This window comes from Cupriavidus sp. IK-TO18, from assembly GCF_015549295.1.
Taxonomy (GTDB): Bacteria; Pseudomonadota; Gammaproteobacteria; order Burkholderiales; family Burkholderiaceae; genus Cupriavidus; species Cupriavidus oxalaticus_A.
In genome coordinates this window covers 1-19,949 of record NZ_JADGMP010000021.1, presented here as the reverse complement: position 1 = coordinate 19,949, position 19,949 = coordinate 1, and the positions used below count along the sequence as shown (strand labels likewise).

17 protein-coding genes are annotated in these 19,949 nt (G+C 63.9%); 11 read left to right on the top strand and 6 right to left on the bottom strand.

All coding sequences use genetic code 11. From position 1 onward, the window contains the following. Positions 1–407 precede the first annotated feature (407 nt). The 6 genes from IPF36_RS17760 (at position 408) to IPF36_RS17735 (ending at position 7,331) form a co-directional block, all read left to right on the top strand. The gene (locus IPF36_RS17760; protein ID WP_195429337.1) at positions 408–761 is read left to right on the top strand and encodes a hypothetical protein; all 354 of its coding nucleotides are present in this window, start codon (positions 408–410) and stop codon (positions 759–761) included. Between the two features lie 108 nt (positions 762–869). Further along, positions 870–2,087, top strand: a complete 1,218-nt coding sequence (locus tag IPF36_RS17755) for a TolC family protein (RefSeq protein ID WP_195429335.1) — start codon at positions 870–872, stop codon at positions 2,085–2,087. Continuing rightward, positions 2,084–2,641, top strand: coding sequence for a hypothetical protein (locus tag IPF36_RS17750; RefSeq protein ID WP_195429333.1), 558 nt, complete (start codon positions 2,084–2,086; stop codon positions 2,639–2,641). Before IPF36_RS17755 ends, IPF36_RS17750 begins: the two co-directional genes overlap by 4 nt. Positions 2,642–2,649: 8 nt before the next feature. Beyond that, positions 2,650–3,774 (top strand): HlyD family efflux transporter periplasmic adaptor subunit, encoded by a 1,125-nt coding sequence (locus IPF36_RS17745; protein WP_195429332.1) that lies wholly within the window; start codon positions 2,650–2,652, stop codon positions 3,772–3,774. 10 nt (positions 3,775–3,784) lie between these two features. Then, positions 3,785–6,889: an efflux RND transporter permease subunit gene (locus tag IPF36_RS17740; protein ID WP_195429329.1), complete on the top strand. Its 3,105-nt coding sequence runs from the start codon at positions 3,785–3,787 to the stop codon at positions 6,887–6,889. 52 nt (positions 6,890–6,941) lie between these two features. Beyond that, positions 6,942–7,331, top strand: a complete 390-nt coding sequence (locus IPF36_RS17735) for a hypothetical protein (protein WP_195429327.1) — start codon at positions 6,942–6,944, stop codon at positions 7,329–7,331. Between the two features lie 64 nt (positions 7,332–7,395). On the opposite strand, the gene IPF36_RS17730 is transcribed toward IPF36_RS17735, so the two are convergent. The 5 genes from IPF36_RS17730 to IPF36_RS17710 all read right to left on the bottom strand — a co-directional run bounded on the left by IPF36_RS17730 (position 7,396) and on the right by IPF36_RS17710 (position 12,085). Continuing rightward, positions 7,396–8,736 (bottom strand): MFS transporter, encoded by a 1,341-nt coding sequence (locus IPF36_RS17730; protein ID WP_195429325.1) that lies wholly within the window; start codon positions 8,734–8,736, stop codon positions 7,396–7,398. A 17-nt stretch (positions 8,737–8,753) separates the two neighbouring features. Beyond that, the gene (locus tag IPF36_RS17725) at positions 8,754–9,212 is read right to left on the bottom strand and encodes a chromate resistance protein ChrB domain-containing protein (protein WP_195429323.1); all 459 of its coding nucleotides are present in this window, start codon (positions 9,210–9,212) and stop codon (positions 8,754–8,756) included. A gap of 62 nt (positions 9,213–9,274) precedes the next feature. Next, positions 9,275–9,865, bottom strand: coding sequence for a superoxide dismutase (locus IPF36_RS17720; protein ID WP_195429321.1), 591 nt, complete (start codon positions 9,863–9,865; stop codon positions 9,275–9,277). A gap of 23 nt (positions 9,866–9,888) precedes the next feature. Next, positions 9,889–11,082, bottom strand: coding sequence for a chromate transporter (locus IPF36_RS17715; RefSeq protein ID WP_195429341.1), 1,194 nt, complete (start codon positions 11,080–11,082; stop codon positions 9,889–9,891). 40 nt (positions 11,083–11,122) lie between these two features. Continuing rightward, positions 11,123–12,085 (bottom strand): chromate resistance protein ChrB domain-containing protein, encoded by a 963-nt coding sequence (locus IPF36_RS17710; RefSeq protein WP_195429319.1) that lies wholly within the window; start codon positions 12,083–12,085, stop codon positions 11,123–11,125. Between the two features lie 446 nt (positions 12,086–12,531). On the opposite strand from IPF36_RS17710, the gene IPF36_RS17705 reads away from it, so the two are divergent. Next, positions 12,532–12,837, top strand: coding sequence for a hypothetical protein (locus IPF36_RS17705; RefSeq protein WP_195429318.1), 306 nt, complete (start codon positions 12,532–12,534; stop codon positions 12,835–12,837). A gap of 135 nt (positions 12,838–12,972) precedes the next feature. Here IPF36_RS17705 and IPF36_RS17700 read toward each other — a convergent pair whose 3' ends face one another. Further along, positions 12,973–14,145 carry a site-specific integrase gene (locus IPF36_RS17700; protein ID WP_195429315.1) on the bottom strand — a complete coding sequence of 391 codons (1,173 nt, stop codon included), beginning with the start codon at positions 14,143–14,145 and terminating at the stop codon, positions 12,973–12,975. A 166-nt stretch (positions 14,146–14,311) separates the two neighbouring features. Between IPF36_RS17700 and IPF36_RS17695 the strand changes: the two genes are divergently transcribed. The 4 genes from IPF36_RS17695 (at position 14,312) to IPF36_RS34725 (ending at position 19,823) form a co-directional block, all read left to right on the top strand. Beyond that, entirely contained in the window at positions 14,312–15,259 is a 948-nt protein-coding gene (locus IPF36_RS17695; protein ID WP_195429313.1) for a DNA-binding protein, read from the top strand. A gap of 137 nt (positions 15,260–15,396) precedes the next feature. Continuing rightward, positions 15,397–15,831 (top strand): hypothetical protein, encoded by a 435-nt coding sequence (locus tag IPF36_RS17690; RefSeq protein WP_195429310.1) that lies wholly within the window; start codon positions 15,397–15,399, stop codon positions 15,829–15,831. Positions 15,832–15,882: 51 nt separating this feature from the next. Further along, a complete protein-coding gene (locus IPF36_RS17685; RefSeq protein ID WP_195429308.1) occupies positions 15,883–18,864 on the top strand; it encodes a Tn3 family transposase in 2,982 nt (993 codons plus the stop codon). Positions 18,865–18,944: 80 nt separating this feature from the next. Next, complete coding sequence (locus IPF36_RS34725) at positions 18,945–19,823, top strand: hypothetical protein (protein WP_255519825.1); 879 nt, start codon at positions 18,945–18,947, stop codon at positions 19,821–19,823. Positions 19,824–19,949: the final 126 nt, after the last annotated feature.

The window sequence follows — 19,949 nt, the reverse complement described above, 5'->3', positions numbered from 1 at the left end:
GAGCGTCGGCCGGAATTCGTGAAATTTTCGCCAAATATGGCCTAACGAATTGATCTATAAGGGGAATTTTGCATCCTTCTGCTCATCGTCAAGCGCCACGGGCACTGCATGGCTGATCGGCTCAAATCACCGACATTCAGCATGTCCGACCTCTATGCCGGTTTGACCGACAATGCGGACTTTCCGGCGGTACCGAAGTCGCCAGTTATCCGTACTAGGCTACGGTCAACGGCCGCCTGAGCAAGTGCTTCATACGTATCAATTGGCAGCACGGTTATTTCGAGGGAAGAGCATCGCAGCGGCTAGGAAGTGATTAACGTTCGACAGCCTTGCCGCCACAATCGGTTACACGGTCTACCCTCCGTGTCCAGCGCCAGCCCGCTATAGGTCAGGTAGAATCCCGCCCTATGTCGCGCGTGATTGCCATCCTCCTGATGCTGATCCTGCCGCTGCAGGCATTGGCCGCAGCGCAGCGGCAACTCGCGCATTCAGCGGGCTTCCCGCCGGACCATATGGCGGCGCACGCCGAACATGTCCCCCATCATCACGATGACGACGGGGAAATCGCGTTCGACGATTCCCCAGCATCCGCGTCGCACCAACTCGACTTCGACTACGGCACTCACTTCCAGGCACCGCTGCCAGCAGGCCTGCTGCTGCCGTTGTCGCAGCAGACGCAACCCGAGCCGTTATTCCTCGGCGGCCGAATGCCTGACCCCCGCGGCAGTCCCCCCTTACGCCCCCCTCACGCGCCCGCCTGACGGCGGGGCACTGACCTCTTGATTGCATACCGTGGCGCAATAGCTTGAATAGGCTGCGCCGCGCCCCGCCGCATTGCTTGTGCTATCGCGATTTGCGTTGGGGATTCCATGCAGAAGTTTTTCATTTCGATTATTGCGGCCGCACTGCTGGCGCCGTCGGCCTATGGCCAGCCAGCACCGGCGGATCTGCACGCGCTTTTCAATACCGCATGGGAGCGGTCCGTTGCATTCCAGGCGACCGAGGGGCGGCGTCTGGAGGCGGCGGCAAGTCGGGTCCAGGCGGATTCGCTGATCGCCGGGCCACCCACGCTGGGCCTGCTGCACCGGGATGACCGCTGGACCGAAAAGCGCGGCCTGCGCGAGAGCGAGGTTCAGCTTGGCGTCCCGGTGTGGATGCCAGGCCAGCGTGCGGCACGCGGTGACTTGGCCGACGCACAAGCCGCCGAGGCTGAAGCGGGCACTGCTTTGGCGCGCCTGAACGTTGCCGGGGAGGTGCGCGAGCGTGTCTGGCAGCTCGTGGCCGCGGAGGGGGAGCGCGATGTGGTGCGACGCCGGGTAGAGATCGCCGCGTCGTTACGCGACGATGTGCGGCGGCGCGTCACCGCTGGCGATCTCGCGCGTACCGATCTGCTGCTGGCGCAGCAGGATTATTTGGCGGCCCAGGGCCTGCTTGCCGACAGCGATGCCCGCCTGGTAGATGCCAGGGCGCGGCTGCTGCAAGCGACCGGTGTATCGGCGCTGCCGCTGCGATATGTCGAAGCGGCAGCGCCCGTGGGCGATACTGGTGCCAGTAACGTGGGTCATCCGCGGCTGGAAGCGGCGCAGCGGGCCGTGCTGCGTAGCGAGCGCCAGGTGGGCTACCTGCGCAAATCGCGCCGTGACCCGCCAGAGGTCGGTGTGATGTACCGCAACGACCGCGCGGGCGGTGGCATGCCCAGTGACCAGACCATTGGTCTGTTCGTCAAGATCCCGTTTGCCACCGATGCGCGCAATTTGCCACGTGAGACCGCTGCGCAGACGGATCTGATGACAGCGCGAGCCGAGTTCGATCGTACCGAACGCAGCGTCCGCTCCGATGTCGACGCGGCACAAGCGGCGCTGTCGCTCGCGGAGCAGCAGCTCAAACTCACCGAAGAGCGCAGCGCCACGCTATCCGAACGGGCGGCGCTGCTGCGCAAGACCTTCAACGCCGGCGAAATCGGCTTGCCCGAAGTGCTGCGCGCACAGAACCAGGCCCTCGAAGCTGAAGCCGACCTGGCGCGCCAGCACGCCCGACGCGGCATCGCCGTTGCCAACCTGAACCAGGCTCTCGGAGTTCTGCCATGATCCGCCAGTTCTTTCTTATCCTGCTTTTTTCCCTCGCCTGCGCCGCGCATGCCGCGCCTGGTGCCCATGGCCCCAACGGCGAGCACCTTGACGCGCCGGCGAGCACCGGTGCCGCGGCCAACGCCCAGCCCATCATCGAAGCCAATACGGAAGCGTTCGAGCTGGTTGGCACGCTGGCCGCTGATGAGCTGTCGGTGATGGTCGACCGCTACGTCACCAATGAGCCGGTGCTGAACGGCACGCTGGAGGTCGAGTTCAACGGCATCAAGGCACAAGGCAAGCTGCACGCCGACTTCGGCGATTACTCCTTTACCGACGAGAAACTCCTCAAGGCACTGCGCCAACCGGGCAACCATGCGCTCGTGTTCACGCTGGTTGCCGGAAATGAGTCGGACCTGATCGAGGGCACCCTGAACGTTGCCGCGGACGCGCACGCCCATGGCCTCGGGGCTTTCTGGCAAGCGCACTGGCCGTGGGTCGTCCTGCTTGTGGCGGTTGTCCTGGCTGCCGCAGCCTGGGGCGTGAAGCGCCGCAATCTCCAAAAGAAGAACTGAGGCCCGACATGCTGAAGACAACCACTTTTGCAACGATCGCCATCGCGCTGGCTGCCTGCGCAACCATGCCAGCACTGGCCGGTCCCGGCGCACACGGGCCCGGTGGCGAACACCTTGATGCACCGGGAGCGGTGTCCGGCAGCGGCGGCCTGGCCCGGCTGCCCGACGGCAGTGTCCAGGTGCCTAAGCTCGCGCAACGCCGCATGGGCATACGGACCACGATGCCGCAGGAAGCCTTGCACCCCGTGACGGTAGAGCTGAATGCCGTGGTGGCGATCGACCCCAACGCGGGCGGGCGCCTGCAGGCAGGTCACGCAGGCTGGATCGAGCCGCCGCCGGGTGGCTTCCCGGTGTTGGGCCAGCGCGTAAGGAAGGGTCAGGCGCTGGCCGTGCTACGGCACAAGAATGAACCCTTTGATATCGGCAACCAGCAGGCCCAGTTTGCCAACCTGAGCGCCAGCCTGAAGCTGGCCCAGCAACGGCTGCAGCGGCTGGCGTCGCTGCAGGACAGCATCCCGCGCAAGGAGATCGAAGCCGCCCGCGCCGAGGTCCAGAGTCTTTCCGGCCAGCGCGAGGCGGTGGGCAAAAGTCTGCACCAGACGGACACGCTGACCGCGCCGGCCAGTGGCGTCATTGCCACGGCCAATGTGCTGGCGGGTCAAGTGGTCGCCGCTGACGACTTGCTGTACGAAGTGGTTGACCCGGCCCGGATGCTGATCGAGGCCAACACCGCGGATGCCTCGCTTGCCAACCGTATCGAGGGCGGGACCCTGGGCCGGCCGGACGGAGGCAAGCTGGATTTCATCGGCGCCGGCCGTAGTCTGAAGAATGGCGCCGTGCCGCTGATGTTCCGGCTGACGGGCAATGCGGCGCCGCTTGCCGTCGGGCAGCCAGTGACCGTGGTTGCTACGCTGACTGATACGGTCAAGGGCATCGCCTTGCCAAGCGAGGCCCTGGTCCGCAATGCCAGCAACCTGCCGGTGGTTTGGATCAAGTCCGGCTCGCAGCGCTTTATCGCCCAGCCGGTTGAAGCCCGCGTGCTGAATGCGGCAACAGTTGTCGTGGTCAAGGGACTGTCACCGGAGAACCGGGTGGTGGTGTCCGGGGCGGCACTGATCAACCAGATCCGCTAAAGGGGCGCGCATGTTCAACTGGATTGTTCGCGCGAGCCTCGGCAACCGGCTGCTGGTATTGGCCGTCGCCTTAATCCTGATGGTGTACGGCGGCCTCACCGCATGGCGCACGCCTGTGGATGTTTTCCCGGACCTCAACAAGCCGCTGGTCACCGTGATCACCGAAGCCGGCGGTATGGCGCCACAAGAAGTGGAGCTGCTGGCGTCGTTCCCGATCGAGACCGCGCTCAATGGCATGCCTGGCGTCACGCGGGTTCGCTCGGTGTCGGGCGTTGGCTTGTCCATCGTCTATGCCGAGTTCGACTGGGGCAGCGATATCTACCGAAACCGCCAGCTTGTGTCGGAGCGGCTGGCGCTGGTGAAGGAGCAGTTGCCGGGCGGGCTGACGCCCATTCTCGGGCCGGTCTCGTCAATCATGGGCGAAATCATGCTGATCGCGTTGCCGATCGACCCATCCAAGGCCAGTCCGATGCAGGCGCGCGAGTACGCAGATTTCGTGCTGCGGCCGCGCTTGTTGTCGGTGGCCGGCGTGTCGCAGGTCATCCCGATCGGCGGCGAGGTGCGCCAGCTCCGGATCGAGCCGGACACGGCGAGGATGGCGCAGTTTGGCGTGGCATTGCCACAGGTCGAAACCGCGTTGCGCGACTTCGCCGCCAATACCAGCGGCGGCTTCATCGACCTGAACGGCCGCGAATACCTGATCCGCAACCTCGGGCGCACCAATCGGCTCGACGACCTGAAAGGGCTGGCAGTCGCCTACAAGGACGGTATGCCGGTGATGCTGGAGCAGGTGGCCGGCGTGCGCTATGCCGCGGCGCTCAAGCGCGGCGATGCCGGATTCAACGGCAAGCCGGCAGTGATTGTCAGCGTGCAGAAGCAGCCCGCTGCCGACACAGTGCGCCTGACGAAGGACCTTGAAGCAGCACTGGGCGAACTGAAGCAGGGGCTGCCGCCGGGCCTGTCCGCGCCGCAGGTGCTGTTCCGGCAGGCAGACTTTATCGAGGCCTCGATCGGCAACGTGGTCGAGGCGCTGCGCGACGGCGCCATCATGGTGACCGTGATCCTGTTCGCCTTCCTGCTGAGCGCGCGCACCACCGCCATCTCGCTGGTGGCGATCCCGCTGTCGCTGGCCGTCACCGCGCTGGCCTTCCACCTGCTGGGCCAGTCGATCAACGTGATGACGCTGGGTGGCCTGGCCATCGCCATCGGCGAACTGGTCGACGACGCGGTAGTCGACGTGGAGAACATCCTGCGCCGGCTCAGGCAGCGCGCAAGCATGGAGGACCCGCCGCCCGTGCTGGAGACCATCTGGCGCGCCTCGGTCGAAGTCCGCTCCGGCATCGTCTATGCCACGCTGGTGGTGGTGCTGGTGTTCGTGCCGTTATTTGCGCTGCCGGGTATCGAGGGGCGCCTGTTCGCGCCGCTGGGTATTGCCTACATCGTGTCGATCCTGGCATCGATGCTGGTCTCGATGACGGTGACGCCGGTGCTTTCATACTACCTGTTGCCGCGAATGAAGCGGCTGGAGCATCCGGACAGCCCACTGGTGGCGTGGCTCAAGCGTGTCGATGGCAGGGTACTGGACTGGTCGTTCCCCCGCGCCAAGGCGGTGCTCGGCGTAGCCGCCGTCGCCGTCGCGCTGGCGGCTGCCACCGTGCCTTTCATGCCGCGGGCCTTCTTGCCAGCCTTCAACGAAGGCTCTCTCGTCATGTCGCTGATGTTCAATCCTGGTACCTCGCTGGCCGAAGCCAACCGCATGGGTGCCCTGGCGGAGACGCTGATCCGGCAGGTTCCGGAGGTGACGCAGGTCGGGCGGCGCACCGGCCGTGCCGAACTGGACGAACATGCCGAAGGCGTGCATTCATCCGAGATCGACGTCGACCTGAAGCGCTCCGGCCGCAGTCGGGAGCAAGTGATGGCCGCCATTCGCGCCCAGCTTGCGAGTCTCCCTGCGTCGGTGGCAATTGGCCAGCCGATTTCCCACCGGCTGGATCACTTGCTGTCCGGCGTGCGGGCACAGATTGCGCTGAAGATCTATGGCGATGATCTCGATACGCTGCGCGGCCTGGCGGAGAATGTGCGCGGGCGGCTTGCTGCCATACCAGGACTCGTCGATATCACGGTTGAGCGCCAGGTATTGATACCGCAAGTCAATGTGCGACTCGATTACCGCAAGGCTGCGCAATACGGCATCCCGGCAGGCGAGGCGCTGAAAGCCTTGCAGACGTTGTCGGACGGCACGCGCGTCACGCAGGTGATCGAGGGCGTGCGCCGCTATGACCTGGTGGTGCGGCTGCCCGATTCCGGCCGTACGCCGCAGGACCTATCCCGCGTCATGCTGGATTCGCCACGTGGCGCGGTGCCGTTGTCGGCAATCGCCAACGTCGAGGATGGCGACGGCCCGAACCAGATCGGGCGCGAGAACGGCCGCCGGCGCATTGTCGTCTACGCCAATACCGACGGCTCGGATATGTCGAAGATCATTGGCGATGTGCGCGGCGCGGTCGCGCGCGCGGGGCTGCCCGGCGGCTATTTCGTCAGCATCGAGGGGCAGTTCCAGGCGCAGGAGCAGGCCACACAACTGATCGTGTTGCTGTCCCTCGTGTCGCTGGCACTGATCTACCTGGTGCTTTACTCGCGCTACCACTCTGCGACGCTCACCCTGATCATCATGGCGAACATCCCGCTGGCGTTGATCGGCAGCGTGATCGCCATGTGGCTCGGCGGTCTGACGCTGTCGGTGGCGTCCATGGTCGGCTTCATCACGCTGACGGGCATCGCCACACGCAATGGCATCCTGAAAGTCAGCCACTACATCAACCTGTGCCGCTTTGAAGGGGAAACCTTTGGTACCCCGATGATTGTGCGCGGGTCGCTGGAGCGACTGACGCCGGTACTGATGACCGCGCTGGTTGCGGCGTTCGCGCTGGTGCCGTTGCTGGTGTCGGCCGATGCGCCCGGCAAGGAAATCCTGCATCCGGTGGCAGTGGTGATCTTCGGCGGGTTGATCAGCTCGACCATCCTGGATTCCGTGCTGACACCATTGGCGTTCTGGTTGTTCGGTCGCCTCCCGCTGGAGCGCATCCTGTCGCAGCAGCAAGGCGACGCCTACTGATTACGGGCTTTGGCAGCGACGCCCGTAAGTCGCTGCACCAACGGAGTATTCGATGAAGAAACAGATCTCAGCCATGTTGTTTGCAGGCAGCCTCGCACTGTCCGGCCTCTCCGGTCTGGCCATGGCCCACGGCGCCAAGCCCGCGCAGTACGGCGGCATCGTGCAGACTGCCAGCGACCTGCAGTTCGAGTTGGTCAACAAGGACGGCGCCGTCACCATTTACGTCGACGACCATGACAAAAAGCTGCCGGTGGCTGGTGCCAGCGGCAAGCTGACGGTGCTGACGGGCGCCCAGAAGACGGAAACGGCGCTGAACCCGGGGACGGACAATGCGCTGGTAGCGGCCGACAGGCTGCAGCTCAAAGCCGGCTCCAAGCTGGTCGCGACGATCAAGTTTGCCGACGGAAAGACCGTGACGGCACGCTTTGTGGCAAAGAAATAGAAGGACGGCCGGCGCCAAACCAGCCACTGTGAACAGCAGATGCCGGAACGAACGGGCATGCGCCCTAGTGATGGTCCGGCCATCTGGGATGAAGATCATCGATGGTGAACGGGTGCCGGTGGCTGTGGCTTCCCGTCCGCTCGCCTTCCGACAGGTGGTCCTCGAATGCCGCATCCGCCGGATGGCTGTGGTCGAGAATATTGTGATCTGCCGCTGGCCACATCCGCCAGGCAATCCCCACGCCAAGGACTGTCAGCGCAGCGAGAACGGCAAAGGTCGGTGCCATGCCTAGCCTCGCACCAAGCTGCCCGGCCAGCGGATACGTGACCAGCCAGCACGCATGCGACAGGGAAAACTGCGCGGCGAAGACTGCCGGCCGGTCGGCCGAGCTTGCCGAGCGCCGCAGCAAGCGCCCGCTGGGCGTCAACGTCATCGAGTAACCGATGCCGATCGTGAACCAGGCTGCGAGGAGTGTCGGCCATTCAGCCGGCCCTCCCACGCCCGCGATAGCGACGCCGGCCAGCAAGCCAAGCGCCATGACCGAAGCACCGGTTAGCATGGCGGGCCGGTCGGGCCGCTTGTCGAGGTACTTCGGCAGCAGCAGCGCCACGAGCATCGATCCGCATCCGAACGCGGCCAATGCAATCGGAACGTCGGTGGCGGGACGCTGCATTTTGCTTTGCACGTAGACGACAGTATTCACGATGACCATCGAACTCGCCGCCGCAGCGGCAAGGTTCAGCGCAAGCAAGCCCCTGAGGCGCGGCGTCCGCAGATAGATCGACATGCCATGGAAAGTCCTGGCGTAGATGCTTCCCGATCGCTCCACTGCCCTTGACTGAGGCAGGCGCACAGAAACAACCAGCGCAGCCGAAACGAGGAAGCCGATGACGGTGCCGGCAAACAGCCAGTGGAAGCCGATAATCGTCAATAGCGCCGCGGCCAGCGCAGGGCTGGCAAGACTTTCCAGGTCATAGGCCAGCCGTGACAACGACAATGCCCTGGTGTAGTCCTTCTCGGCGGGCAGCACGTCGGGGATCGTTGCCTGGAACGTGGGCGTGAACGCCGCCGACGCGGACTGGAGTAGGAAAATGAGAGGATAGATCTGCCAGGCTTCGGTCACGAACGGTAGCGAGGCCGCGACACCGGCACGGACCAGGTCCATCGACACCAGGAACGCGCGCCGGGGCAACCGGTTCGCGAATGCACCGACGACTGGTGCGACACCGACATAGGCGACCATCTTGATCGCCAGGGCGGTCCCGAGGACAGTGCCGGCATTCGCGCCAGCCAGGTCATAGGCGAGCAACCCTAGGGCAACCGTCGCCAGCCCAGTACCAACGAGCGCGATGACCTGCGCAAGGAACAAGTGCCGGTAGGTGCGGTCGGCCAAGACATCCAGCATTGCTGTGACTCCAGCGTTCAGCCAGGCACCTTCGGCGGCCAGTGGTGGGTTTCCGCCTGGCAGTGTTGACACCACGCATAGAGCGCGTCGTACATCACTATGCCATGGCCGAGCATCTCGTGATCGTCGGCATACACCTGCGAGAGGCCAAGGGAAATCGCATAGAGTCCGCTAGACTGCGGCGTCAGGTTGAGCTTCGATGTATCGGCGCCGCGCACGATCGCTGCCAGTTGCCGCAAGGCGGGGTCGGGCAGGCCGTACTTGTCCAGAAAGGCGTCAAAGCTGCACAGCTCACCGACATGCGACAGCTCCACGCCGGGGATGTCATAGGGAATGGCGCCGGTCTCGCCTGCCACGCGCAACACGTCGCTGGCGGGCACATAGAGAAATTCCGGCGCCTCGTCGATGAACCGGGCGATGAGCCACGGGCAAGCGATGCGGTCGATCTTGGGGCGTTCCCGCGTAATCCATTTCATGGTGGTTTCCACTCCGGTTTGTCGAGGTGGTGGCTGTGTCTGGCGGCCGGGATTCTCCTTGACTACTTATTCACGCCTCCGAAGCGATCGGCGACTCTTGCCCAATTGATGTTCTGCATGAACGCATCGACATAGGCCGCGGCTTTCGCACCATAGTCCATGTGGTAGGAGTGCTCGTACATATCCAGCGCCAGGATCGGCGTCGCGCCAGCCAGCGTATGGGCGTGGTCGGAAGCCCACTGGTTGACCAGCCGAGCGTCGCGCGGAGAGTAAGTCAGCAGTACCCAGCCCGAGCCGCCGCCAAGTGCCTTGCCCATGGCGGCGAACTCCGCTTGCCAGCGCGCAACAGAGCCGAAATCGCGTACGAGCGCCGCTTCCAGTTCACCGCCTGGACTGCCGCCGTCGCCGAGGCTGTCGAAGTACACCTCATGCAGGATCATGGAGTTGGTTGCAATCAGTTCTTCGCGCTTCAGGCCGTTCAGCATAAAGACCGGTGCGGCTGCCACGTCGAGTGCTGACAGCTCTGCGGTAATCGCATTTAGCCGCTTCACCGCGCCGCCATAGTTGTTTTCGTAATGGCTGTCGATCAGCTTCTCCGAAAAGCCAGAAAGCCGTGCCGGATCGCATGCCAGCGGTTTCATTTCGTAGCCCATGGTATCGCCCTCGTTCGTTTGATTCAGTGGTGCAACACCGGATAGACGGCAAGGCCGATCAGCGCGGCACCGGTGATGATGACTGGCTCAGGCAGCTTCTTGAATTTAAGCAGCAACGCGACCGTGCCCAGCGCCAGCAGGATGGTCGGAGCGTCGACAATCGAGCGCTTGGCCAGCACGAACACTGCACCGGTGATGGCGCCAATCGCGGCCGCCGTGACGCCATCGACAAAGGCCAGGATGGCCGGTAGTTTTCCGTACTTCTTGAAATAGGGGGCTGGCAGCACGGTGAACAAGTAGCAGGGCAGAAACGTTGCCAGTGCCGCCACGCAGGCGCCGGGCAGTCCGGCCACCAGGTAACCGATGAAGCCGACCGTGATGACCACCGGGCCGGGCGTGATCATGGCCACGGCCACTGCATCGACAAACTGCTTTTCGTTGAGCCACTGGTATTCCGTCACGACACCGCCGTAGAGGAATGGCACGATGGCGAGTCCCGAGCCGAAAACGAAGGCGCCTGCCTTGGCAAAGAACACGCCGATCTGGGTCAGCAGCGGCCAGTCCAGCGTGCTCAGCAGGCCGCTTGCTGCCGGTACCTGCGTGGCCGCAAGCGCATTGGCGCCACTCTGGCGCAGCCATTTGGGTGGGGCGCGCCAGAACCAGGCAAGCACGCCGGCTGCCAGGAACAGCCAGGCGATTTCGGACTCTGTGACGACGGTCACCGTAGCCAGCACCAGGTAGATTGCCCAGAGCAGTCTGTCCTTGCCCACACTCTTTGTGGTCAGCTTATAGGCGCTGATGGCGATGATGCCGATGACGGCGGCGCCCACGCCATAGAAGACCGATTGCATCCAGGTCAGCCCGCCAAACCGGACATAGGCCCAGCCTAGCGCCAGCACCATCAGGAACGACGGTAGCACGAAGGCCAGGCCGACCAGCGTAGCACCGCGGACTCGATAATGGACGTAGCCTAGATAGATCGCCAGTTGCGCTGCCATCGGCCCGGGCGCCAGTTGTGCCAGCGCGATGCCTTCCTTGTAGTCGCCATCGCTGATCCAGCCCCGCCGCTCCACGAGGTCGCGATGCATATAGCCGGCCAGCGCGACCGGCCCGCCAAAACCAAACGTGCCCAGGCGAAGGAAATAGAGCAGGAGCTGCCAGAGGGTATAGGCGGGCCGTTCCGAGACGTCTGGCGGTGCCATGCCGGCTTGTTGCATGCGATTCATAAAGGGGAATCCCCTGGAGAGGAAGTTGAACTCAGGGCTTCTTATTGGCCGAGAAGTGTGCGTAAAGCGAATCGAGCACCGTGCCGATTTCCGCCAGCAGGGCGTCGTCGTTGGCCAGGCGTGCTCGTGCGCCGGCCAGCATCGCTTCAAAGCCGCTGGCTTCCGGTACCGAAATGCCGCCAATGTCCAGCGCATGGACCATGGTGCCGAGCCGGCTGAGCCCGCGGTCGGATTCGAGGCCGAAGCTCGACAGCAGCACTTCAAATGAAACCCGATCGCCAACGTGGGTGAAGGTCGCGCCGTCAAAGTCAAAGCCCAGCGCATCGTCAGGGCAATCGGCAGGGCTTTCCAGCCAAAGGAACCTGGCGTGGGGATCGATGAAGCGCTGGATCAGCCAAGCGCTGGCCACGCGGTCCACCCACAGGTGGCGGCGCGTCGCCCAAAGCCGCCCTTGATACTGGGCCGGATCCCGACGAGCGATGGCCCGCGTGAGCGCCTGTGGTTCGCCCGGAGACTGGATGGTGTCGATGGCGCGGCTGAAGTCATGCCATTGGGCTTCGGCCCGGATCGACGCCTCGTTGGGGAAGAAGTCGATCATGCGGATCGCTTCGTAGGCACGCCCGTGACGGCGCAGCAGGCGATTCAGTTCGGCGCCGCCTTGGTCGGAAAGCGACTGGCGCGCATCTGACAGGGCCGCCTGCAGTTCGGCATAGTCGGCGCTGCGGTCGAACAACGCCCGGAAAGCGGCTTCTTCCTCCGGATTGGCGGCGCGGAAATTTAGCAGCCAGGCCTGGCCGCCTTCCTGCCGGGCCTCGTCGGCCAGCTCGCGCAGCTGGGCGAGCTGCGACTCGCCAGCAGGCAGAAGATAGGCGCCGTCGCGCAGTGCGGCGCAACCAATGGTCTTGATCGCACGCCAGATCCGCATCCGGGCTGTGGCGCCGGAAGTTGGTAGCGTGACGATCAGTAAGGACCAAGCATCGGTGAACGTAATCATGGGCGCATGTTAGAAGCCCATATCGCCTATTTCAATGGTGTAGATATCTCTACATTAGAGTCTTTTTAAGCACATTTCGGACCGCACCGAGGTACAAGCTGGGCTGATTGCCCAATGGATGAGGCCTTGCTGTATGACCAGTGGCGCTCCAGGTCCAGTCATCAAGGAGCGCAACACGAATGTCTGAGACTGGCCGCCAAGCGACCTTCGTCACAGCACAAGGCCCAGTCATGCTCTCGGTGTACGATGTGCGGAGGGAGCCGTCCCAATGGGGCGGGACATTGTGGCCAAGTTGAAGCTTGGGGGCAGATATGGGGTTTTCTTGCCGAAGGTTTCTCATCGCCCCTGACGATACGCTCTGGCAGCTGCCAAGCACCAAATTCCAGCGGATGTTGCGGGAGCCGGCCAACCACTGCTTGTCCGCTTTTGCCGGACAGCGTGCGCGCATGGCCGATGTGGTCGTCGAACTCGTGGCCAGGGAACCTGTGCGCGTCGTTCGAACGACGTTTTCCATGCTCACGTTCGATGCCGAAGGTCGCTTCGACCCAGGGGCATTCGACAGGCAGCAATTTGCCCTCGTGGAGTCGGTCGTTGCCCCCGTCTTCGCCGCGCCCGCGGAAGAGAGCAAGCAACCCGTCGTCGACGCGTCCGCGCGATTCATTGCGCAAGGGGGCCAATGGACTCCCTCACGAGCGTTAGCGCGCGCGATCGATGAGGCCGCGTTGGGGCAACGACGGTGCCTACGCCTGTAGGAGGTCGCGCAGGCGAGGCGCTTTGGAGGTGCGCATGCCGGCGTCGACGCTCCGCCAGTGCAAACCGGTCGGGCCGCTCCATTCGAGACCAAGGTGGGGGCCGAGCGCCTCACAAATGACAGGGACGATAGGCGCTTACCGTGGCGCGGCGGGCGCGGTGGAGGGTTGAGCTTGTTGCTCGCCCACGGTGTGGGCATGCCGCCGGTCGTCCTCGGCGTGCAGGTAGATGCCAGTCGTCTCAATCGACGCATGCCGCAGGTTCTTCTGGATAAAGCGGATATCGGTGCCGGCGTCGGCCTGGTGCGAAGCCGCGGAATGGCGTAGCCAGTGCGTCGAGGCACGCGCCAGCGTCGCCGCGCCGATCGGATCGCTCGCCTCCAACACGGCGGCCGCCCGCCGGAACACCTCCTTCGCGATCAGATAGACCGCCGTCGGCGTGAGGTGCCGCTGAGCGTCGCCTGCGATGCTCAGAATGGCCGGGCTCAGGTCGCCGGGCCCCGGCATCTGCGGCAGGCCGTGGAACGCGCGATAGCGAGCAAACTCGGCCATCAACGCGTCGCTCACGGGTACCTCGCCCTCCGCGCCGCCCTTGCCGACAACGTGCAGCCACCAGCGTCCACGCCGCTGGACGAAGTCGGCCGCCTTCGCGTGGGCGGCTTCGCTCGCGCGTACCGCCGTATGGTAGAGAAAGCGCATCACCCAGCGGCTGCGCTCGTAGTGCTGGCACTCGCGCGGCATGTCCTGCGGCCAGCTCTCGATCGATGCGAGGACCACCTGCCACAGCGCATGATCAAGATAGCGCTCGACGCGTCGCGCGCGCGAGCCACGCGTTGAGCGGCTGCGGCGCAGGGCAAGCGGATTGCCGGCGAGGTAGCCGGCCGCGACAAGATAGTCGAGCAGTCCGGAAAGGATGCCGAGCGCCTGACGGCGGCTGCGCTCGGCGAGCGCCCCCTCGAACAGGCGCCTCGCCCCGCCGCGGCGCGGCAGCGCCAGGTCGGTCCAGTCCGCCGTCGGCGCGGCCAGAAACCGCTCATAGAGTAGGAAATCCTCGCGGGTGAGGCTGGAGAGCGGCTTGCCCAGCGTGCGCGTTGCCCAGACGAGCAGCCGCACCACTTCCTTTCGGTAGCTGCGCAGCGTGTGCGGCGAGCTGGCGTACTCGGCAAGCCACAGGCGTACGGCCTCGAGGTCGGTATCCGCAGTGATTTGTCGGATCGTGCCGCGCGCCCGGTTAGTGCCGTCATGGCCGTCCAGTGCGGCGGGCAGCGCGATTGGCAGGAGCGATTCGAGGGCTGGAGCGGGCAGGTTCATGGACTGGCACGATTTTGCGGCGGGGTTCCGCATCGTACACCTGTGAACATTACGATTATGCGCGTTATCGTAAATTTCTGGTGCTTGTGATTACGCATATAACGTAATACGATCAAATACATTACGTAGAATCACAAAATCCCACCCTCTCAGCCCGCTTCCGCCCATGAGCCGTATCAGCGATACCCGTCTACGCACCCGTGAATCCGCCGCGCGCCTGGTTGCCGCGGGCCGGCACGCGCATGAGCTCACCGTCGACCTGATCTACGCCGAGATTCGCCAGGGCAGCCGTACCACCATCAACGACGAGCTGAAGCTGTGGAAGGACGAGCAGGCGCGCAACGACGCGCTCTCCGCCGCACTGCCGCCAGCAGTCGCCAACGCGATGCTGTCGGTCTGGGCGTTGGCCGTCGCGCAGGGAGAACAGGTCTTCGCGCAGCGCAGCGGGGAGTTTGAGGCCGAAGTGGCCGCCGCCACCACGCGCGCCGAATCGCTGCAGTCCGCCAACACGGGGTTGCAGGCGGAAGTGCAAACATTTCGCGCCCAGGTTGACGACCTGCAGGCGCGGCTCGCCACCGCGCTGGCCGATCAGGCCCGGGGCCAGACCCAGCTGGAGGCTGCCATCCGGCAGGCCGAATCCGCCGCGGCTGAGCGCGACGCCGTGCGCGCGCAATCGGAACAGGCTTTGCACGAAGCGCAGTTCACCCATGCCCGCGAACTGGAAGCTGTGCGGGGCGCCCGTGCCGAACACGAGGCCGCCCTGCGGGCGGAGGTCGACCAGGCCACTGCCCGGCTCGAGGGCGTGCAGAAGCTCGTCATGCTGCAGACCGAGGAAGCGCGTGAAGCCCAGCGTCGCGCGGAAGCAGCCCTTTCGAAGACCCGCCAGCGCAACGAGCAACTTGTGGCCGACGGGCAGCGCCTTTCCGCCGACGCTGCAGAACACCGGCGGCTGGCCGAACGGCATGAAAAACAGCTCGCCGGTGTCATGGAAGAGGCGCGCGAATTGCGGCGCGAGCGCGATTCCCTGACCCAGCAGGTCGCCCTGCTGCAGGGCCAGCTCAAGGGCCGCGACGAGTCTGCGCCAGCGCGTACAGCCAGACGTCGCGCCAGCTGAGCCAACAGCGAGCAACGGCTTTCGGATTCCCGCGGAACGCGTCAGCGCCCGCGCTACAATCGGGCCTTCGGTCATCGCCTGCGGGCGCTGGCCCGATGCAGTGCCATGAGCAACCGCCCGACAGGAATCCGAGCCTCATGAACACGAACGAACCACAAACACCAGCCTGGCAGCCGATCGCTGCGCTGCCGGTCATTCTTGATCTCGCCGGCGCCCAGATTGAAGAGGTGCAGGCCACCTTCGACGCCCTGATCCGGTGCCGGTCGCGACCCCATGTGCTTGACGGCGCCACCCTGGCCCGGACGCGCCAGGTCTACGGCGAACAACGGGATTTTCTGCCGATCCAGCGCGAGCAGGTGGCACGGTGGCTATCCGGGCCGCTCACGGCGCAGGAGCGCGAAGCCCTTGCTCATCTGAGCGCGCGGATCGACCGACTGGCGGCGCTGCTCGACGATCTTCTCGCACTGGCAGACGAGCTGCCGCACGGCACGATCGAACGGATCATGGGCATGAGCGATGCGGACCTTGCGGCAGCGGTGTTATCGGGCTCGCTCAAATTGCCGCAACGCTGACAGGCGGAAAATGCAGCAACGGTACCGGCTGGCTCAATTCCGGCGGCACCTATGAACCCGATCTCCGAAACCGCGTACCCGTCACTGCCAGCGGAGGTTGCCGCGGAGGAGTTGCAGGCCGTCTACACGCCCAGCGCCGCCGAAATCCGCTTCGTGTACGGCCAGTTCCGGCAGGCGCCAACGCGCGTACTGATTCTGACGCAGCTGAAACTGCTCCAGCGTCTGGGATACATGCCGCCACTGTCAGACGTGCCGCCTGAAATCGTCGCCCATATTTGCGCGGTGCTCAAGGTCCGAACGCCGCCCCGCACAGCGATCAAGCGCTATGACAGATCGGGCAGCAAGTCTAGGCACCAGAAGGTGCTGCGCGAATTTGTCGGCATCCGGGTCGTGGATGCGCTGACCCATGAATGGCTTGCTGTCGTCGCGGCCATCGCGGCGCGCACGAAGGCAGAGTTACCGGACATCGTCAACGTGCTGCTCGAAGAGCTCATCAGGCAGCGCTACGAACTGCCGCCGCTGGCCACACTCTCGCGCATTGCGGCTTCCGCCCGCAGTCAGCTGCATGAGGCCATCTACCAGGCCTTCTCCGAGGCGTTGGACGAGCCGCTCAGAGCCCGCCTCGACGGTCTCTTCAGCAACCGGGCGGGACGCACGCCCTGGGACGAATTGAAGCGGGAACCCAAACGGCCGAGGCCGCGCGAGGTCGCAAGCTTCCTCAAGCACATCCAGACCATGAACGAACTGGCCGACGGCCTACCGCCGCCGCCGGAAATGCTCTCGGTCCCCAAGCGCATGCAACTCGTCCTTGAAGCACGGGCCCTCGACGTACATGAGATGCGCGTGCTCAAGCCAGCGAAGCGCTACACGCTTGCTGTGCTATTCATCCTTGCGCAACTGCAGAAGGCACTTGATGACGTCGCGGAAATCTTCATCAAGACGGTCCGCAACCTGGAAGGCACGGGGGAACTGCGCATGAAACAGTATCGGCTGGCCCACGCGGACGAGCTCGAATCGCTCGTCAGTCAGTTTCGAGACGTGCTCCACATCCTGCAGGACGATGAGGCGCCGCCCGCCGAGCGCATTGCGCGCATGAGGGCATCCCTCAATGACGATCCCGGCAACGCCCTGAACCGATGCAACGAGCACATCGCATATACCGGCAATCACGCCATCCCGTTTCTGCTGGCCCCCTACAGGAATCTGCGGTCACTGCTGTTCCAGTGCCTCGATATCCTGTCACTGCGATCGAGCTCCCAGGACGATGCCCTGCTCGGCGCGCTCGCTTGGATCCAGCAGTACCGGGCGTCACGTCGCGAATACCTGCTGCTGGGCGACGCGGACCTCGCGGAGCTGCCGCTCGACTGGATGCCAGAGAAGTGGGAGAAATTTGTCTTCCCAGACGGTCGGTCCGCTCGACTGCTGCACCGGAAATATTTCGAGTTATGCGTGTTTAGCCAGCTCAGGCGCGAGCTAAACTCCGGCGACGTTTTCGTCGAGCACAGCGACCAGTACGACGACCCCCGTGAACACCAAGTTTCGTGGGAGGAATTTCGCGAGGAACTGCCGCGCTATGGTGAACTTGTTGACTTCCCGGTCGATGGCCGGGCCTTCGTCCAGCAACTGAAGGACAAACTCAGCGCACTGGCCGACGAGGTCGACGCTGCCTTTCCGGAGAACGACTACGTCGAGATTGGCGAACAAGGTCTGATTCTCCACAAGCTCGAGAAGAAGGCCGACCCGCCAAACAAGATATTGATCGACCAGGCCATCACGGCGTCGATGCGGCCGGTCAGCATCCTTGACATCCTGACCGAAACCGAACAGTGGCTCGATTTGCACCGACTGTTTGGCCCGTTATCCGGCTTCGAGGCAAAAATCGACGAGCCGCGCAAGCGCTTCATCACGACGCTGTTCTGCTATGGGTGCAATCTCGGGCCGGCGCAGACGGCACGCTCGGTAAAGAACCTCAGCCGCAAACAGGTCGCCTGGCTGAATCTGCGCCACGTGACCGAAGAGCGCCTGGACAAGGCCATCGTCAGGGTCATCAACGCCTACAACCAATTTGCGTTGCCGAAGTTCTGGGGTTCCGGAAGCCGAGTTTCGGCCGACGGCACGAAATGGAATCTCTACGAACAAAATCTGCTGTCCGAATATCACATCCGGTACGGCGGCTACGGCGGTATTGGTTACTACCACGTGTCAGACAAGTACATCGCGCTCTTCAGCCACTTCATCCCGTGCGGCGTGCATGAAGCCGTCTACATCCTTGACGGATTGATCAAGAATACCTCCGATGTGCAGCCGGACACGATCCATGGCGATACCCAGGCGCAGAGCGCGCCGGTCTTCGCACTCGCACACCTGCTTGGCATCAAGCTGATGCCCCGCATCCGCGACATCAAGGAATTGCGCTTCTACAAGGCGGACCGCCGCCGTCGCTACACGAACATCGAATCACTGTTCCGCGGCAACGTCGACTGGGCCCTGATCGAAAGGCACTTGCCGGACATGCTGCGCGTCGCCATCTCAATCAAAGCCGGTCGGATGACACCATCGACGATCCTGCGGCGCCTCGGCTCCGAGAGTGTCAAGAACAAGCTGTATTTCGCGTTCCGCGAGCTCGGGCGGGTAATCCGTACGCTGTTCCTGCTGCGCTACATCAAGGACCCCGAAATGCGCCGGACGATCCATGCCGCGACGAACAAGAGCGAACAGTTCAACGATTTTGCGAAATGGCTGATGTTCGGCGGTGACGTCATCGCGGAAAACGTCCGACACGAGCAACGCAAAGTCATCAAGTACAACCAGCTCGTCGCGAACATGGTCATCCTCTACAACGTGCAGTGGATGTCGCGCAAACTGAAGGAGTTGCAAATGAAGGGCCATCCTGTCGACGCCGAGGTGCTCCAGGCGCTTTCGCCTTACCGGAAGGACCACATCAACCGGCTCGGGTCTTATTTGGTGGATCTCCAGCGAAAGGTGCCGCCGCTCGATACGTCGATCGATTTCGTTTTCGGATCGGCGGCGTAGAGGAATTTTGGATACCGGGCCGCTCCTGCACAGGGGCAGCTGCTGACTCAGATTCTTGGGAAACCATCGACCTGGACGCCGTGACAAATCAGCTCGACCTCTTCGAACACAGCCGCGACGTCATGCTGCGCAATGACGTGCTGGCGGCGCTTGAGCAATGCAATGCCACCGCCGGACGTGAAGCGCTGCTTCGGCTGACCTCGGAATACCCGCTCGACGCGCTCGCGCCGACCCTCGCGATGCTGGTGGGAGTCCTTGAACATCCTGTTCCGGAGCCTGTGACAAGTCATGCAGTATTGCGCGACACTTTCGAGGCATGGTCTTCGCAGATCGTGCCGGCGGCGCACCGTGCATTCGGCGACGCCGGCGGCACGGCCTGGTGCCTGTCGCTGTGGCGTACCCTTGCGCAAGCCGCCTCCCATCTGCCGTTTCGCCGCGATATGCCGGAATGGCATACCGCGCCACTATGGATCCGGGCGACGGAGTGGCTCGCGGCACGCGAGAGCATCGAACGGATCGAGTTGTGGCGACGCATCCCCACCACGCTTGCCTGGATGGCGGAAACGGTTTACCGGCTCCAGGGGCTTGAATCAGCGTGGCCGCTGCTGGCCGAACTCGCTTGGTTGTCTCCGAAGCGGCTCGGCGCGTTGATGCAAGGGCTCGGTGATTCGTCGTTGCTGGCGCTGCGCCGGGTATTCGACGCGAATTTCGATGGGGACGGTACGCTCGATGATCTCGCGTGGTTCCCGGCGTGGGCATTGACGGAAAAACCTGGGCTTGCCGCGTTTCTGCGCGCGGCCGAGTTCTCGACACGAACGTTGCCCGAACAGGGCATGCGGATCATGCTCGAGATGTTGCGCCTTGAACGCGAAGGCCGGCAGCATGAACTTCTCGAAAGACGAAAGGCCTTGCGCGACCTGCACGCGGGCCTCTTCGGTGCCTACATCCGTACGCGATAGCTGCGTCACGGCTCGGCATAGCCCGCACAACCGCGCCTTGGCCCGAGGTAGAGAGCCACTTTTTCGTTTCGGATCAAATGCTTAAGGCAACTTTGGCGAAAATTTCACGAATTCCGGCCGACCCTC